The sequence below is a fragment of the Nonomuraea sp. B12E4 genome, from assembly GCF_039871825.1.
Taxonomy (GTDB): Bacteria; Actinomycetota; Actinomycetes; order Streptosporangiales; family Streptosporangiaceae; genus Nonomuraea.
In genome coordinates this window covers 266,006-281,523 of the sequence record NZ_JBDPME010000005.1, presented here as the reverse complement: position 1 = coordinate 281,523, position 15,518 = coordinate 266,006, and the positions used below count along the sequence as shown (strand labels likewise).

General features: G+C 71.5%; 15 protein-coding genes and 3 tRNA genes. 12 read left to right on the top strand and 6 right to left on the bottom strand.

Annotated features, from left to right (window positions below; genetic code table 11):
• Window positions 1-226 precede the first annotated feature (226 nt).
• Entirely contained in the window at window positions 227-1,495 is a 1,269-nt protein-coding gene (locus ABGB18_RS14920) for an MFS transporter (RefSeq protein ID WP_347696069.1), read from the bottom strand.
• 23 nt (window positions 1,496-1,518) lie between these two features.
• On the opposite strand from ABGB18_RS14920, the gene ABGB18_RS14915 reads away from it, so the two are divergent.
• From ABGB18_RS14915 to mihF, 3 genes are all read left to right on the top strand, one after another.
• Entirely contained in the window at window positions 1,519-2,763 is a 1,245-nt protein-coding gene (locus ABGB18_RS14915) for an ROK family protein (RefSeq protein WP_347696068.1), read from the top strand.
• Window positions 2,764-2,952: 189 nt separating this feature from the next.
• Window positions 2,953-3,357 (top strand): heme-binding protein, encoded by a 405-nt coding sequence (locus ABGB18_RS14910; RefSeq protein ID WP_347696067.1) that lies wholly within the window; start codon window positions 2,953-2,955, stop codon window positions 3,355-3,357.
• Window positions 3,358-3,458: 101 nt separating this feature from the next.
• A complete protein-coding gene (gene mihF / locus ABGB18_RS14905; RefSeq protein WP_138697789.1) occupies window positions 3,459-3,764 on the top strand; it encodes an integration host factor, actinobacterial type in 306 nt (101 codons plus the stop codon).
• A gap of 151 nt (window positions 3,765-3,915) precedes the next feature.
• On the opposite strand, the gene ABGB18_RS14900 is transcribed toward mihF, so the two are convergent.
• Both ABGB18_RS14900 and ABGB18_RS14895 read right to left on the bottom strand, forming a co-directional pair.
• Window positions 3,916-4,563 carry a response regulator transcription factor gene (locus ABGB18_RS14900; RefSeq protein ID WP_347696066.1) on the bottom strand — a complete coding sequence of 216 codons (648 nt, stop codon included), beginning with the start codon at window positions 4,561-4,563 and terminating at the stop codon, window positions 3,916-3,918.
• Window positions 4,554-5,801, bottom strand: coding sequence for a sensor domain-containing protein (locus ABGB18_RS14895; RefSeq protein WP_347696065.1), 1,248 nt, complete (start codon window positions 5,799-5,801; stop codon window positions 4,554-4,556). Before ABGB18_RS14895 ends, ABGB18_RS14900 begins: the two co-directional genes overlap by 10 nt.
• 185 nt (window positions 5,802-5,986) lie before the next feature.
• Here ABGB18_RS14895 and ABGB18_RS14890 point away from each other — a divergent pair, with 185 nt between their 5' ends.
• The 4 genes from ABGB18_RS14890 to ABGB18_RS14875 all read left to right on the top strand — a co-directional run bounded on the left by ABGB18_RS14890 (window position 5,987) and on the right by ABGB18_RS14875 (window position 11,057).
• Window positions 5,987-7,264 (top strand): acyltransferase, encoded by a 1,278-nt coding sequence (locus ABGB18_RS14890; protein ID WP_347696064.1) that lies wholly within the window; start codon window positions 5,987-5,989, stop codon window positions 7,262-7,264.
• A 48-nt stretch (window positions 7,265-7,312) separates the two neighbouring features.
• Window positions 7,313-7,813 carry an N-acetyltransferase family protein gene (locus ABGB18_RS14885; protein ID WP_347696063.1) on the top strand — a complete coding sequence of 167 codons (501 nt, stop codon included), beginning with the start codon at window positions 7,313-7,315 and terminating at the stop codon, window positions 7,811-7,813.
• Window positions 7,814-7,860: 47 nt separating this feature from the next.
• The gene (locus tag ABGB18_RS14880) at window positions 7,861-10,368 is read left to right on the top strand and encodes a DUF3516 domain-containing protein (RefSeq protein WP_347696238.1); all 2,508 of its coding nucleotides are present in this window, start codon (window positions 7,861-7,863) and stop codon (window positions 10,366-10,368) included.
• Window positions 10,369-10,559: 191 nt separating this feature from the next.
• Window positions 10,560-11,057 carry a DUF2087 domain-containing protein gene (locus ABGB18_RS14875; protein ID WP_347696062.1) on the top strand — a complete coding sequence of 166 codons (498 nt, stop codon included), beginning with the start codon at window positions 10,560-10,562 and terminating at the stop codon, window positions 11,055-11,057.
• Between the two features lie 32 nt (window positions 11,058-11,089).
• On the opposite strand, the gene ABGB18_RS14870 is transcribed toward ABGB18_RS14875, so the two are convergent.
• Together ABGB18_RS14870 and ABGB18_RS14865 are read right to left on the bottom strand one after the other, a co-directional pair.
• Window positions 11,090-11,290 carry a hypothetical protein gene (locus tag ABGB18_RS14870; protein ID WP_347696061.1) on the bottom strand — a complete coding sequence of 67 codons (201 nt, stop codon included), beginning with the start codon at window positions 11,288-11,290 and terminating at the stop codon, window positions 11,090-11,092.
• 11 nt (window positions 11,291-11,301) lie between these two features.
• Window positions 11,302-12,255, bottom strand: coding sequence for a helix-turn-helix domain-containing protein (locus tag ABGB18_RS14865; RefSeq protein WP_347696060.1), 954 nt, complete (start codon window positions 12,253-12,255; stop codon window positions 11,302-11,304).
• Window positions 12,256-12,296: 41 nt separating this feature from the next.
• Between ABGB18_RS14865 and ABGB18_RS14860 the strand changes: the two genes are divergently transcribed.
• Window positions 12,297-13,076, top strand: a complete 780-nt coding sequence (locus tag ABGB18_RS14860) for a phytanoyl-CoA dioxygenase family protein (protein WP_347696059.1) — start codon at window positions 12,297-12,299, stop codon at window positions 13,074-13,076.
• A gap of 64 nt (window positions 13,077-13,140) precedes the next feature.
• On the opposite strand, the gene dusB is transcribed toward ABGB18_RS14860, so the two are convergent.
• On the bottom strand, window positions 13,141-14,235 hold the full coding sequence (gene dusB / locus ABGB18_RS14855) for a tRNA dihydrouridine synthase DusB (RefSeq protein WP_347696058.1): 1,095 nt from the start codon (window positions 14,233-14,235) through the stop codon (window positions 13,141-13,143).
• A 93-nt stretch (window positions 14,236-14,328) separates the two neighbouring features.
• On the opposite strand from dusB, the gene ABGB18_RS14850 reads away from it, so the two are divergent.
• The 4 genes from ABGB18_RS14850 (at window position 14,329) to ABGB18_RS14835 (ending at window position 15,264) form a co-directional block, all read left to right on the top strand.
• Window positions 14,329-14,964 carry an ACT domain-containing protein gene (locus ABGB18_RS14850; RefSeq protein WP_347696057.1) on the top strand — a complete coding sequence of 212 codons (636 nt, stop codon included), beginning with the start codon at window positions 14,329-14,331 and terminating at the stop codon, window positions 14,962-14,964.
• Window positions 14,965-15,025: 61 nt separating this feature from the next.
• Window positions 15,026-15,097 (top strand) — tRNA-Gly (locus ABGB18_RS14845).
• Window positions 15,098-15,114: 17 nt separating this feature from the next.
• Window positions 15,115-15,188: transfer RNA gene (locus ABGB18_RS14840), tRNA-Cys, on the top strand.
• 1 nt (window position 15,189) lies between these two features.
• Window positions 15,190-15,264 (top strand) — tRNA-Val (locus ABGB18_RS14835).
• The last annotated feature ends 254 nt before the right edge of the window (window positions 15,265-15,518 follow it).

Genomic DNA, 15,518 nt, shown 5'->3' with positions numbered 1-15,518 from the left:
ATCTGTAAACGTTTACCGCGTGCGCCACATGAAACTCGCCCGTAACTTCCAGGTCAAGTCACGATCCCGTAACGCCCCTCCCCATCGAGGCGCGAACGCCTGGGACAGGAGGGGCCGCAGAAGGCCGATCACACGCCGGTCCGGGACCGGAACGAAGACGGGGGACGGCTGGCCGCGTGCCGGTTCCGGGACGGGGGCCGGTCGCGTGCCGGTTCCGGGACGGGGGTCAGTCGCGTGCCGGTTCCCGGGCGGGGTCGCCGCCGGTGAGGGCCTGCGACACCGCCGGCCCGCTGGTGGCGGGCGCGGCCGAGCGGCGGAGGAGGGCACCGATGGCCGGGGAGCCGGCGAGTGCCACCACGGCGGCCAGCGCCGCCGGGATGAACAGGGCCACCGGCAGCGAGGACGACTCGGCCACGTACCCCAGCACGGCGGGACCGAGCAGCAGCCCGCTGTAGCCGAAGGCCGTCACCATGGCCAGCGCGCGTCCCACCCGCCCGCCGGCCGCCCCGACCGCGCTGAACAGGACCGGCACCACCGTGGCCAGCCCGATGCCCGCCAGCGCCCACCCCGTCCACGCGCATGCCACCCGCAGCGGCTCCCCGGCCACAGGCGAGAGCAGGACCAGCGCGTACCCGGCGGTGGCGAACAGCCCGGCGAGCCGGATCGTGCGCACCGACCCGAGCCGGGCCCTGATCGGGTCCCCGAGCAGCCGCACGGTCGTCATCGCCACCGAGAAGATCGTGTACGCCAGCGGCGCCACCGCCGGATCGGTCGCCAGCACCCACCGCGCGTGCAACGAGGCCCAGTCGATGGCCGCCCCCTCGCTCAGGTGCCCGGCGAACGCGGCCACGCCGAGCAACGCGATCAGCCCCCATCCCAGCGGGCTCCCGTTCGCGCCGCCCGCCTCCGCGGCCTGGTCGTGCCCGGGCCGGTCAGGAAGCAGCAGCCGCGCCGCCGGAACGTACAGGAACGGCACCACCACCGCCGCCACGATCAGCAGCACCTGGGGATCGATCCCCGCCCGCAGGATCAGGGAGGTGAGCCCGCCACCGGCCGCTCCGCCCAGGCTCCACGTCCCGTGGAAGGCCGAGATGATCGGCCGCCCGTAGCGGCGCTCGACCTCGACGGAGTGGGCGTTCATGGCGATCTCGGTCACCCCCAGCCCCATCCCGAACACCACCGCCAGGACCGCCAGAGCCCCGTACGAGGGCGCGAGCGCGGGCCCGAGCAGCACCAGCCCGGACACGGGCCCGGCGATCCAGCACATCCGCCGGCTGGAGAACCGGTCCACCAGCGGTCCCGCGGCCGTCATCGACACCAGCGCCCCGCCGGAGATCAGCAGCAGCACGCTGCCCAGCCGGGCGGGCCCGAGGTCGAGCCGGTCGTTCAGCGAGGGCAGCCCGGCCGCCCACAACCCCATCACGAATCCGGCGAGGAAGAAGAATCCGAAAACTCCAACACGAGCCCGTCTGGCGTCTCTGAGGCTTTTGTTCACGGCTAGAGCATAAACTGGGGTTCGTGAATGGAGCCACAACCAGCGGCGAGCTTCGCGCGCACAACCGGGTCCGCCTGCTGCGGGCCGTGCACGACTGCGGGGCCACCCGCACCAGGTCACAACTGACCCGCGACCTGCGTCTGGCCCGGGGCACGGCGTCGGTGCTCGTCGCGGGGCTGGCCGAGGACGGGCTGCTGCACGAGGAGCCCGCCTCCGGGTCCGCGCGGGGCCGCCCCACCCAGATCCCCGGCCCGCACCCGCGCGGCCCGCTGGCGCTGGCCGTGGACGTCCGGGAGGACGCCTGGGAACTGGCGGCCTGCGAGCTGGGCGGCCGTGTCACGGTGCTCGATGTGCGCCCGCACGACGGGACCCCGGAAGGCGCGCTCGGCCCCCTGGGCGAGGCCATCAGGGCGCACGGGGCCCGCCTCGGCCCCCGCGTCGCCGGCGTCGGCGTCGCCCTGGCGGGCCCGGTACGGCACGGCGGCCTCGTGGACATCGCCCACCTCGGCTGGCGCTCGGTGGACGTCCCCGCTCTCCTCGCCCTACAGCCCTCACCCCCCGCCCCGGGGCCGAGCCGCACCCCGCCCGGCGCCCCCACCCCGGGCCGTGCCGAGTCCGGCGCGCAAGCCGGTGGGACGCGCACGCCGGGTGGGCCGATCGTGGGGAACGACACCGCGTTCGCGGCGCTCGCGGAGGCGCGGCGGGGGCGGTTGCGGGGGGTTCGGGTGGGGCTGCACCTGCATGTGGACTTCGACCTGGGCGGCGTTCTGGTGGTGGGCGGCAGGCCGCTGGACGGCGCCGGGGGCTCCGGGGCGGAGTTCGGGCACATGCCGCTCACCGGCGGCGACAGGCCCTGCCCATGCGGGGCCACGGGCTGCTGGAGCATGGACGTCGGCGCGAACGCGTTGCTGCGCCGGGTCGGCCTCGCCTACGGCGGCGGCCGGGGCCGCGAGCAGGCCGAGCACGTGCTGGCCACCAGCGAGGAGGCGGTCGCGGCCAACGCCGAGGCGCTGGGGCGCGGCATCGCCGCCCTGGTGAACGCCCTCGACCCGGAGGTCGTGACGCTGTCGGGCCACGGCGTGGAGCTGTACGAGCGGGCGGGCGACCACCTGCTGGCCGCCTGTGAGCCCGGCCTCATGGCGATCCGCCGCGACCACCCGCCCGAGATCGCCGGTTCGGCCCTCGGCTGGCGCGGCTCGCTCCTCGGCGCCATGGAGTCCGTCTTCGATGAGTTCCTGACCCCGGAGGGCCTCGACCGGTGGCGCTAAACCCACCCTGACCAGGCTCCCGACACGCCCGAAGAGCAAAATGTGACGCATTCCACGTTGAGGGGACAAAACCCTATATAACTCACACCCTTCCCCGGCGACACAAGCGATCTTGCAGCCTCCCACCGGGGCGCTGTACGCATGGAAGAGTCCAAGGGGCGAAAGAATCTTGACCCGAGGGAAGAACCCGTGAATCTCGAGCTCGCGCTCCGCATGACGGAGGCGGCCCTCAAGCAGGCGGTTCGCGAAGGCGCGACGATCTCCGTCGCGGTCGTGGACGAGGGCGGGCATCTGGTGTCTTTCCAGCGTATGGAGGGTGCGGAGATCGCCGGGCCGGTGCTCGCGCCGCGCAAGGCGTACACCTCGGTGGCCCTGCGCAGGACCACCGAGGACCTGGCCGAGCTGACCGCTCCTGGAGGGGAACTGTCCGGGCTGCCCGGAGGCCGGTTTCTCTGCGTCGGCGGCGGTGTCCCGCTCTGGGCGGACTACGGTGAGGGCGAACGCGTGGTCGGCGGCGTGGGCGTCAGCGGAGGCACGATCACGCAGGACGTGAGGTGCGCCGAAGCGGCCGCGTCGGTGTGGCGTACACGTTGAGCGGGCGCTTTCCGCAACACGAATGGCTGGTATCCGCCATGATTAGCCACTGCACCACGGGTACAGAACCCGAACGTTAACTCCCCGAGGAGAGAACTGAGATGGCACTTCCCACTCTCACCCCCGAGCAGCGTCAAGCCGCTCTGGCCAAGGCCGCCGAGGCCCGTGCCGCCCGCACGGCCCTGCTGGGCAAGGTCAAGGCCGGCGAGCTGACGTTCGCTCAGCTGCTGGAGCGCGACGACGACATCGCGAAGAAGATCAAGGTCTCCCAGGCGCTCCGCGCCGTCAAGGGCGTGGGTCCGGCCAAGGCCACCGCGCTGATGGAGGAGGCGGGCGTCGACGAGAAGCGCCGTCTCGGCGGCCTGGGCGCCCAGCAGCGCAAGAAGCTGGTCGACGCGCTCGGCTAGACCCGAGCGGCCAGGTCCGCGCGCACCCCGCGCGGACCGGCCAGCCACCCCTCGGCAGGCCGAGGAGGGACCGGAGAGCGGAGCCGCCCCCGCTCACCGGCGGGCCGGGCCGGGAGGCGGGCAGAAGAAGAGCGGACGAAGTGGAACGGGGTCAGGAACGCAGGTAGGTCAGCACGGCGAGCACCCGGCGATGCTGGTCGCTGTCATCCGCGTAGAGGCCGAGCTTGCTGAAGATGCTCCTGATGTGCTTCTCCACGGCCCCGTCACTGATCACGAGTTGCCGGCCGATCGCCGGATTGGACTTCCCCTCGGCCATCAGCCCGAGGACCTCGCGCTCGCGCGGGGTCAACTGAGCCAGCGGATCGTCCTTACGCCTGCGCACCATCAACTGGGACACCACCTGTGGATCGAACACGGTGCCGCCCGCGGCCACCCGCCGCAGGCCCTCCAGGAACTCCTCCACGTCGACGACCCGGTCCTTGAGCAGGTAGCCCACCGCGCCGCGGGCGTCGGCGAGCAGGTCGTCGGCGTAGGAGACCTCGACATACTGCGACAGGATGAGCACGGGCGCTCCCGGCACCCGGCGGCGCGCCTCCACGGCCGCCCTGAGGCCCTCGTCGGTGAACGACGGCGGCATGCGCACGTCGACCACCGACACGTCGGGCTTCTGCTCGGCTATCGCCCGCACGAGGCCGTCGCCGTCACCGACCGTCGCGACCACCTCGCAGCCGAACTCCTCCAGCAGCCTGACCAGGCCCTCCCTGATCAGGACCGCGTCATCGGCCACGACTACCCGCACGGCACCTCCGCCACGATCATCGTCGGCCCGCCGTCCGGCGACTGCACGGTCAGCTCCCCGTCCACGGCACGGAGCCGGTCGGACAGCCCGGCGAGGCCATGTCCCTTGGCGACATGTGCGCCGCCGACCCCATCATCCCCGATGGTGAGCATGAGAATGTCGCCCACCCGTACGAGCTGGATCGTGCACACGGTGGCGCGGCTGTGCTTGGCCACGTTGGTGAGGGTCTCGGCGCAGACGAAATAGATCGCGTTCTCGATGGCCGCCTGGTAGCGCTCGACCGTCTGCACGTCGAGGTCCACCGGGACGGTGCAGCGCCCGGCGAGCGCGGCGAGCGCGGGCGCGAGGCCGCGGTCGGACAGGATCGGCGGGGCGATGCCGCGCGACAGCGCGCGCAGCTCGTCGAGCGTCTCGCGGGTGGCCGTGATCGCGGACTTGAGGGTGGCCTGCGCCGCCTCGGGGTCCCTGGCGAGCTGCCGCTGCGCCCTGGACAGCTCCATGGCCAGCGAGACCAGCCGCTGCTGCGGGCCGTCGTGGATGTCGCGCTCCAGCTTGCGCAGCGCGTTGGCCTCGGCGGACACGGCCGCGGCCCGGCCCTGGGCCAGGTCGTCGATGCGCTCCTGCAGCTCGGCCACGCCGGTCAGCAGCGCCCGGCCGAGCCCGGCCCGCAGCAGCGCGGCCCCGCGAATCATGAACGGCATGAGCACCGTGAGCACCAGGCCGAGGGAGACGTAGAAGACGGCGTTGACCACATAGCCGTCGCCTAGGCCGAGCAGCTCGGGCAGCTCCTGGTTGCCCTCCAGCCGCGAGGTGATCACACCGTAGATCGGCCAGGTCAGCGCGGCGAGCGGGACGAGCCAGAACACGACGGTGACCACGAACGACAGGATCGCGAACGGGAGAATCAGGATGCCGTGCAGCAGGTCGAGCCAGGACTGTCCGCTCGTCATCGGGTTGACCAGCCGGCGGAACCTGCCCGCGCCCGGCGGGGCGGGCTTGTAGCGGGGGCGCACCGGCGGGCGCCGCAGCACGTCGGACAGCCAGCCCCGCTCGGCGTCCGCGAAACCCCGCGCGACCATCAGCGTGCCGGCCAGCAGCGGCACCCCCACCCACACGACCACGGTGCCCAGGCCGGCGGCGAAGCCCGCGATCATGAGCACAAAGCCGATGACCGCGGTGGGAAAGCTGACCAGCGTATAGCGGGTGTCGAGGAGGACACGCCTTATCAGGGTGCGCATGACCATCACGCTAGGGCCTCGCCCCGCGCCTGACGAGATGGTGCGCAGGTGTCCGGGGGTGGGGTCAGCCCTACCAAGGCAGGTGGTGTGATCTCGCCCCCAAGACGGCGGCTCGCGGCAATGCGCGCGAACCCGCCGAACGGGAGCCTGGGAGCCGTCCACTCCCAGTGAATGGAGGCTTCCCCATGACCGTCCTGCTGGACCACCCCACCGCCCCGGCCGCGGAGCCACGCCGACCGGCCGATGAACGGGTCCCGGCGGCCCGGGACCCGTTCATCGACCTGCTGCGCGTCTTCGGCATGGCGCTCATCGTGTTCCAGCATTGGACGATCCCGGTCATCTCCTACGACGGCGACCGGCTGACCACCGGGAACGCGCTGTCCACGCCCGGTGTGTGGGTCGTGACGTGGATCAGCCAGGTGATGCCGCTGGTGTTCTTCGCGGGCGGCGCGGCGAACGCGATCAGCTTCGGCCGCTGGGCCGGCCCGCCGCAGCGCTGGCTGGCGACCCGGCTGCGGCGGCTGGCCTGGCCGCTGCTGCCGCTGGCCGCGGTGTGGATCCCGCTTCCCCAGTTGCTGCTCGAACTGGGCGTGCCCGAACAGCCGCTCACGGTCGGGTCCCGCCTGACGGGCCAGCTCCTGTGGTTCCTCGCCGTCTACCTGATCGCCGTCACGGCCACCCCGTACGCGCTGCGCCTGCACGAGCGGTACGGCGTGCTGGTCCCCGTGGCTCTGGCGGCCGGGGCGGTGCTGACGGACGTGGCCCGCTTCTCGACCGGATTCGAGGCCGCCGGCTACGTCAACGTCGTGTTCGTCTGGCTGGCCGTGCACCAGCTCGGCTTCTTCTACGTCCAGGGCCGGCTGAGGCGTCCCTGGCTGTCGGCGCTGGGCGGATTCGGCACGGCGGCGCTGCTGGTGGCCTTCGGTCCCTACCCGGGCAGCATGATCGGGCTGCCGGGCGCCGCGGTCTCGAACATGGCCCCGCCCACCCTCGCCATGCTGGCCGTGGGCGTGGGACAGGTCGGCCTGGCCGTGCTGCTGCGGCCGTGGTTGGTGCGGCTGCGTACGGGCCGGCTGCTGGCGTGGGCGGGGCCGCGGATCATGACGGTGTACCTGTGGCACATGCCGGCCCTGATCGCGGTGTCCGGCGTGGTGGTGGTGCTGCTGGGGATCGACACTCCGGCGCCGGGCAGCGCGTTCTGGCTGGCCGGGTGGCCGGGCTGGTTCGGGCTGCTCTGCCTGGTGCTGTGGCTGCTGGTGAAGGTGTTCGCCAGGTTCGAGACGCCGCCCGCGCTGCCGTACGGGGAGCTCGGGTGGGGTTCGATCCTCGGCGCGGCGGCGCTGGCCGGCGGCGGGGTGCTGACGCTGACCGTGGGCGGGTTCGCGCCCGGCGCCGGGCCGTTCCTGGCGCTCCTCGCGCTGCTCGGCGGCCTGCTCATCACGGGACCGCGGGCCCGGGTGTGAGGAGTCGGAAACTCGGCTGTCATCTGCCGCTGCGGAGAATACGACGGTATGACGAAGATGCGTGCCCTGTCCGAAACCGATCTGCCCGCCGTCGCCGCGATCTACGCCCACTATGTCGTCACGAGCCTGGCCACGTTCGACGAGACGCCGCCCGGCCTCGACACGTGGCGGGCGAAGGCGGACGGCATCCTCCGGGCTGGGCTGCCGTTCCTGGTGGCCGAGGTGGACGGCGAGGTCGCCGGGTACGCCTACGTCTCCCAGTACCGCCCCAAGCCCGCATACCGGCACACCCTGGAGGACTCCATCTACCTGTCCCCCGCGTTCACCGGGCGCGGGCTCGGGCGGCTGCTGCTCGGCGAGCTGATCGCGAAGGCGGCCGAGACCCCGGCCCGGCGGCTGATCGCGGTGATCGCCGACTCGGGCGACCCGGCCTCGGCCCGTCTGCACCGGGGCTACGGGTTCGAGGAGGCGGGCCGGCTGAGGGGCGTCGGGTTCAAGCACGGGCGCTGGATCGACACCCTGCTGCTGCAACGGGACCTGCCGGGTTGACCGGAGACGGCCGCATCCGGTTCGACCACGCGGCAAACTTCGGCAGGATAGATGTCGTGAGCCTACTCGTTGACCGTTTGCCCGAAGAGATCGACGCTGATCCCGACGCCATCTTCGACGCGTTCGTCGCGTGGAACGCCGAGCGGGGGCTCACCCTCTATCCGGCACAGGAGGAGGCCCTCATCGAGGTGGTCTCCGGCAGCAACCTGATCCTTGCCACACCGACCGGCTCGGGCAAGTCGCTGGTGGCCGCCGGCGCCCACTTCGCCGCGCTGACCAGGGACGTGCGCACGTTCTACACCGCGCCGATCAAGGCGCTGGTGTCGGAGAAGTTCTTCGACCTGTGCGCCGTCTTCGGCACCGAGAACGTCGGCATGATGACCGGCGACGCCAGCGTCAACCCGGGCGCGCCGATCATCTGCTGCACGGCCGAGATCCTGGCGAACGTGGCGCTGCGCGACGGCGCGGCCGCCGACATCGGCCAGGTGGTGATGGACGAGTTCCACTTCTACGCCGAGCCCGACCGGGGCTGGGCCTGGCAGGTGCCGCTGCTGGAGCTGCCCAACGTGCAGTTCGTCCTGATGTCGGCCACGCTCGGCGACGTGTCGATGTTCGAGGCCGACCTGACCAGGCGCACCGGCCGGCCGACGTCCGTGGTCAAGCACGCCGAGCGGCCCGTGCCGCTGGTCTACTCCTACCGGATGACCCCGCTGCACGAGACGCTGGAGGAGATGCTCAGCACCGGGCAGGCGCCGGTCTACGTGGTGCACTTCACGCAGGCCGCCGCGATGGAGCGGGCCCAGGCCCTCATGTCCATCAACATGGCGACGAAGGCCGAGAAGGAGGCCATCGCCACCATGATCGGCGGGTTCCGCTTCACCACCAGGTTCGGCCGGGCGCTCTCCCGGCTCGTCCGGCACGGCATCGGCGTGCACCACGCCGGGATGCTGCCGAAATACCGGCGGCTGGTGGAGCGGCTGGCCCAGGCGGGCCTGCTGAAGGTCATCTGCGGCACCGACACGCTCGGTGTCGGCGTCAACGTGCCGATCAGGACGGTGCTGTTCACGGCCCTGTCCAAGTACGACGGCAGCAAGGTGCGGCGGCTGCGCGCCCGCGAGTTCCACCAGATCGCCGGCCGGGCCGGGCGGGCGGGCTTCGACACCATCGGCTACGTCTCCTGCCAGGCCCCCGAGCACGACATCGAGAACGCCAAGGCGCTGGCCAAGATCGGCGACGACCCCAAGCGGCGGCGCGGCTACGCGCGCAAGAAGCCGCCGGAGGGGTTCGTGGGCTGGAGCGAGGACACGTTCCAGAAGCTGCAGGAGGCCGAGCCCGAGCCGCTCAACTCGCGCTTCAAGGTCAGCAACGCCATGCTGCTCGCGGTGATCAACCGGCCCGGCGACTGCTTCCAGGCGATGAAGCACCTGCTGACCGACAACCACGAGGACCGCAAGTGGCAGCGGCGGCACATCAGCCAGGCCATCGCGATCTACCGGTCCCTGCTGGCCGGGGGCATCGTGGAGCAGTTCGCCGAGCCCGACGAGCAGGGCCGGCGGGCCCGGCTGACGATCGACCTGCAGGAGGACTTCGCGCTCAACCAGGCGCTGTCCACCTTCGCCCTGGCCGCCTTCGACCTGCTCGACCGGGAGTCGCCGTCCTACGCCCTCGACGTGGTCTCGATCGTGGAGTCCATCCTCGACGACCCCCGCCAGATCCTCTCGGCCCAGCTCAAGAAGGCCAGGGGCGAGGCCGTCGCGCAGATGAAGGCCGACGGCCTCGAATACGAGGAGCGGATGGAGCAGCTCGCCGAGGTGATGTACCCGATGCCGCTGCAGGACCTGCTGCTCGGGGCCTACGAGACCTACCGGCGCGGGCATCCGTGGGTGGGCGACTACACGGTCAGCCCGAAGTCGGTGGTGCGCGACATGTTCGAGCGGGCCATGACGTTCAGCGAGTACATCCAGTTCTACGAGCTGGCCCGCTCCGAGGGCACGGTGCTGCGTTACCTGGCCGACGCCTACCGCACGTTGTCGCGTACGGTGCCGGAGCACCTCAAGACCGAGGACCTGGTCGATCTGATCGAGTGGCTCGGCGAGCTGGTCCGGCAGGTGGACTCCTCACTGATCGACGAGTGGGAAAAGCTGACCAACCCGGCCGCGGCGCTGGAGGAGCAGCAGCAACTGGAGGCCAAGGTGCGCCCGGTCACCGCCAACCCGCGGGCCTTCCGGGTGCTGGTGCGCAACGCGATGTTCCGGCTGGTCGAGCTGTGCGCCATCGAGAAGGAGGACGAGCTGGAGGAGCTCGCCCCGGACGTCGACTGGGGCGCGGCGCTGGACGCCTACTACGCCGACCACGAGGAGATCTTCACCGACGCCGACGCGCGCGGGCCCGCGCTGCTGCGGATCGAGCAGGAGAGCGGGCTGTGGAAGGTGCGGCAGACGGTCAGGGATCCGGCCGGTGACGGCGACTGGGGCATCGACGCCCAGGTGGACCTGGCCGCGTCCGACGAGGAGGGCCGCGCGGTGCTGCACGTGATCGGGCTCAACCGGCTCTGACCGCGACGACAAGTCGTGTGCCGGAACGGACTGGCAAGAGCGTTCCGGCACACGCCTGTCGTCTTTCAGTTTCGAACGGAACGCGTCGGGTTCCTGTCATGACCATGTCCCAAGATCGAGACATTTCCTGGTGCGGGTGCCGGCCGTGACCACGCGTACCAGTACGGCGATCATGGGACAAAATGGTGGGGGTGAGCGACGACGATGAGATCCGGCGTGTCCTCGGCCTGCTCTCCCAGGAGGACACCTTGCGTACGCTGGCCCGCCTGGTGCTGGGCGAAACGGACGGGTTCTCCCCCAAGGTGCTGCACCGGCTGGCGAGCGGCGGCCTGGCGGCCCGTGACGAGGACGGCAAGTGGCGGGCCAGGCCCGAGCGTTTCCGCGAGTTGCTGCGAGCGCGGGCCGAGCCGGCCGCGGAGGTGAGCGCCGAGGAGCGGGTGCTGCGCACGTTCCTGGTGGACGGGCGGCTGGCGAGCATGCCGATGAAGCGTGACAAGCGGCTGGTGGTGCTGCGCTACATCGTGACGGTCTTCGAGCCCGGGGTCCGTTACGCGGAGAAGGACGTGAACGTGGCGCTGAGGGCCTTCCACGACGACTACGCGGCGCTGCGCCGCTACCTGGTCGACGAGGTCCTGCTGTCCAGGGAGGACAACGTCTACTGGCGCACCGGCGGCCCCGTCGAGATCTGACCGGGAGGCCATTCCGGCCCGTGGAGGTCCTGTCAGGCGGGGTCGAGGGTGGGGTGGCCGGGCTCGATGACGAAGGAGCCGGAAGTGCGGGCGGGAGCGTGGGGCTCCGTGACGCGGGACAGCGAGCGGAAGCCGATCTTCATCTCGTCCCTGGTGATCCGGGTACGCGCGCAGCCGCCGCCGTCGGCCATCACCCTCTGCGGCGCGCCCGCGTGCACCTCCCCGCCGACCACCGTCCGGGCGCTCAGGGGCGGAGCCGGGCCCGGTAGTCGCGGGGCGGCAGGCCGTACTCCCGTCTGAAGGCGCGGCTGAAGTGGAACGGGCTGACGAATCCGGAGGCCGCCGCCACCTGGCCGATGTCCAGGTCGGTCACCTCCAGGAGGCCGGCGGCGTGGCGTACGCGCGCCTGGCGTACGGCCTGCATGGGCGGCCGGCCGGTCTCCGCGGCGAACAGGTGGGCGAAGCGGGACGGCGAGAGCGCGACCGCGCGGGCGAGTGAGGCGACCGAGTGCGCGGCGCCGGGCTCGGCGGCGATGATCGCGAGCACCCGCCGGATCCGCTCGTCGCCCTCCTCGGAGCGCCCCTCGGGCCGCGCGGAGGCGGTGGCCAGCACCAGCACCTCCTCCACGGCGCCCAGCACCAGCTCCCGCGCGGGCCCGTCCACGACCACGGCCGGCACCCGCGCCCCGGCCTGCCCCCTCGCCCCCGCGATCGCCCCCCTTCCCCCGCCCGGCGCCGGGCCTGCCGCCCCCGGCGCCACACCGGTCAGCGCGGGCGCGGCGGCGCCCGGGATCCAGTGGGCGTCCTGGAGGGCCCGCTGGAAGGCCAGGTCGATGCGCTCGTGCACGGCCGCGGGCACGCCCGCGACCAGATGGAAACCGTGGGATCGGGCATGCGGCCCCAGCCAGGTCACCCAGGCGGGGCGCGGCTGGAAGTGCACCCACCAGAAGCGCCACCGCCGCGCCCCCGGCAGCGCCCGGTAGTGCTGCGCCACCCCCGACCCCAGCACCACCAGATCCCCCGCCCCCACCTCGAAGGACGCCTCGCCCTGCGCCACGGATCCGGCGCCCGCCTCCGTCCACAGCAGCAGCCAGCTCGGCGAGCCGCCCGGGCGCCGGGTGACGTAGCCCGGGGCCTTGTCGTAGTGGCCCACGATCGTCAGCTCGGCAGCAGGAACAGACAGGTCCTCAGCGGTCACAGGCATACTCTTCCCCGATCCGCGTGCCTAGCGTGGATGACATGAGGCTCAAAGACTTCCACGATCAGGGGTTTCTGCTGGTGCCCGGTCTCCTCGCCCCGGCAGAGGTGGCGGAGCTGCGCGAGGAGTTCATGGCGCTGCACGCCCGGGGGCCGATCCCGGGCCACTTCGCGCCGCGGCCGCAGGAGCCGGACCGGCCGTACGACGCCCTGCGCGACTATCCCCGGATCATGCACCCGCACCAGGTGAACGACGTCGCCCTGCGATATCTGCTCGACGCCCGCATCGGCGCGATCCTCCTGGACATCCTCGGTGAGGAGCCGATAGCAGCCCAGAGCATGTTCTACTTCAAACCGCCGGGTGCCAGGGGGCAGGCCCTGCACCAGGACAACTTCTACCTCCGGGTGGAGCCGGGCACGTGCGTCGCCGCGTGGGTGGCGCTCGACCGGGTGGACCGGGCCAACGGCGGCCTCGAGGTCGTGCCTGGCACGCACCTGATGGACCTGTTCTGCCCGGAGGAGGCCGACCAGGACATCTCCTTCACCAGGGAGTACGTACCGCCGCCGCCCGGCCTCGACCGGGTGCCCGTGGACATGGACCCCGGCGACGTGCTGTTCTTCAACGGCAGCCTGGTGCACGGCTCGGAGCCGAACAGCACGGAGGACCGCTTCCGGCGCAGCTTCATCTGCCATTACGTGGGCCGCTCGGCCGAGCGCATCTCCGAGTACTATCCGACGCTCACCATGTCGGGCGAGCCCGTCCGGCTGGAGCCCGCCACGGGCGGCGGCCCGTGCGGCACGGAGGTCTCAGGCCCGCACTGACGGCCCGCACTGACGGCCCGCACTGACGGCCCGCGCTGACGGCCCGCACCGGCCAGGAGACGCCTCAGCCGCCGGACACGTCGGACTCGGCGTCCTCGGGCACCACGCAGTCCCACGCGTCGTCCAGCCACCCGTCCGGGAGGTGCACCTTGGACCGCTCCCCCGACTTGCCCCGGGGCGTGTCCGTGTTGGGCGGCCAGGGCTGCTCGTGGTCCAGCTTGGCCAGCCCTTCTCGTAAACCGTCGAGCGACTCGGCCGTGGCCAGCTCCCGCCGCAGCTCGCTCCCGACCGTGAACCCCTTCAGATACCACCCGACGTGCTTGCGGAAGTCGGCCACGGCATAACGCTCGATGTCGAAGCACTCGGTCAGCCCCGCGGCGTGCCGGGCCATCGCCTCGGCCACCTCGCCGAGCGTCGGCCGGGCCCGCTCGGGGCTGCCGTTGAACGCGTTTTCCAGGTCCCGGAACAGCCACGGCCGCCCGAGGCACCCCCGGCCGACCACCACGCCGTCGCAGCCGGTCTGCCGCACCATGCGCAGGGCGTCGTCGGCACACCAGATGTCGCCGTTGCCCAGCACCGGAATCTCCGGAACGGCCTCCTTCAGCCTGGCCACGGAATCCCAGTCGGCCACGCCGCCGTAATGCTGCCTGGCCGTACGGGCGTGCAGCGCCACGGCCGCGATCCCCTCCTCGGCCGCGATCCGCCCGGCGTCCAGGTAGGTCAGGTGATCGTCGTCGATCCCCTTGCGCATCTTGATGGTGACGGGCAGCGACCCCGCGTTGGCCACCGCCTGCCGCAGGATCCGCCGCAGCAGATTCCGCTTGTACGGCAGCGCGGAGCCGCCCCCGCGCCTGGTCACCTTGGGCACCGGGCACCCGAAATTGAGATCGACGTGGTCGGCCAGGTCCTCCTCGGCGATCATTTTGACCGCCCGCCCCACGACGTCGGGATCCACGCCGTAGAGCTGGATGCTGCGCGGCGACTCCGACTCCGCGAACCTGATCATCCGCAGCGTCTTGGGGTTGCGCTCGACCAGCCCGCGGGTCGTGATCATCTCGCACACGAACAACCCGGCGCCCTGCTCGCGGCACAGCACCCGGAACGGCGCGTTCGTGATCCCCGCCATCGGCGCGAGCACCACTGGCGGCCAAACCCCCATCGGCCCTATCTTCACTCCGTCAGTTGTAGCGCAGGTCAGGCCGCAACGGTACTCGGCGATAGGCTGTGAGCGACCTCTGCAGGGAGGGGATGGATGCTTCTTCGAGTGCGTGTGGCGCTGCCCGACAGGCCGGGCTCGCTGGCACAGGTCACCAAGGTCCTGGGCATGGCCGGGGCCGACATCACGCAGGTGACCGTGCTCGACCGGGGCGCGGGCATGGCCGTCGACGACATCACGGTCTTCTGCCCGGAGAGCACCACCCGGCAGGACCTGCTCAAGAGCCTGCAGAGCGTCGAGGACGTCGCGGTCGAAGGCATCTGGGTCACTCGCGAAGCCCCCGGCACCTACCCCGAGCTGGAGATCCTCAAATACATCACCACGGCAGGCGACAGGGCCCTGACCACCCTCATCGACTCCCTCCCCGTGCTCTTCAGCGCCGACTGGGCCGCCACCACCACCGAGCGGCGCGTCCTGTACGCGAGCTGGCGCACCCCGCACGAGCCGGCCATCCCGGAGGGCCTCCCGCAGCGCCCGACGGCCATGACCCTCGACGACGGGCTGCACATCATCCACGCCCCGCTGCCCCCGCTGGCCCTCGGCCTGATCCTGGCCCGCTCGGACGGCCCCGCCTTCCACCGCATCGAGGTCCACCGCCTGGCCCGGATCCTGGAGATCTTCCTGAGCCTCCCCGCCACCGAACGGAGTGTGGCCCGCCAGCTCCGCAAATAGGCGGAAGCTCTCCATCGGGAGCATCCGGTCGGGAAAGGCGCTAGAGTTGTGGGGCAACAACGCGGAAGTGGCTCAGTGGTAGAGCATCACCTTGCCAAGGTGAGGGTCGCGGGTTCGAATCCCGTCTTCCGCTCGAAGCGATCTGGCCCGGGTGGCGTGGCCGAGAGGCGAGGCAGCGGCCTGCAAAGCCGTCCACACGGGTTCAAATCCCGTCGCCACCTCCAAGGACGATTAGCTCAGCGGGAGAGCGCTTCCCTGACACGGAAGAGGTCACTGGTTCAATCCCAGTATCGTCCACCAGGCTTCGTAGCGGATCAGGTCCGACTTGGTCAGCGGGAGTTAAAGCCCCGGCTCACAGCGCATGCCGAGAGCGTGGGGCTTCTTGCGGATCGGGAGATCATCGCGGTCCAAGGTCTGCAAGTCATGCGCCCCACCACCCTGGCCGACGCACGAGACATCCTCGATGGCGAGGCGTTCGTCGAGGTTCCCAGTCGTTCACGTTCCTGAGGCCACCGGATGACTCTGGCATCTGGTGACGAGTTCGAGGAAATGTT

Coding starts and splice junctions, on each gene's coding strand:
- dusB (WP_347696058.1), bottom strand. CDS start 14,235: ATGGGGGTTTGGCCGCCAGTGGTGCTCGCGCCGATGGCGGGGATCACG.
- ABGB18_RS14860 (WP_347696059.1), top strand. CDS start 12,297: ATGAGGCTCAAAGACTTCCACGATCAGGGGTTTCTGCTGGTGCCCGGT.
- ABGB18_RS14890 (WP_347696064.1), top strand. CDS start 5,987: ATGACCGTCCTGCTGGACCACCCCACCGCCCCGGCCGCGGAGCCACGC.
- ABGB18_RS14850 (WP_347696057.1), top strand. CDS start 14,329: ATGCTTCTTCGAGTGCGTGTGGCGCTGCCCGACAGGCCGGGCTCGCTG.
- ABGB18_RS14895 (WP_347696065.1), bottom strand. CDS start 5,801: ATGCGCACCCTGATAAGGCGTGTCCTCCTCGACACCCGCTATACGCTG.
- mihF (WP_138697789.1), top strand. CDS start 3,459: ATGGCACTTCCCACTCTCACCCCCGAGCAGCGTCAAGCCGCTCTGGCC.
- ABGB18_RS14885 (WP_347696063.1), top strand. CDS start 7,313: ATGACGAAGATGCGTGCCCTGTCCGAAACCGATCTGCCCGCCGTCGCC.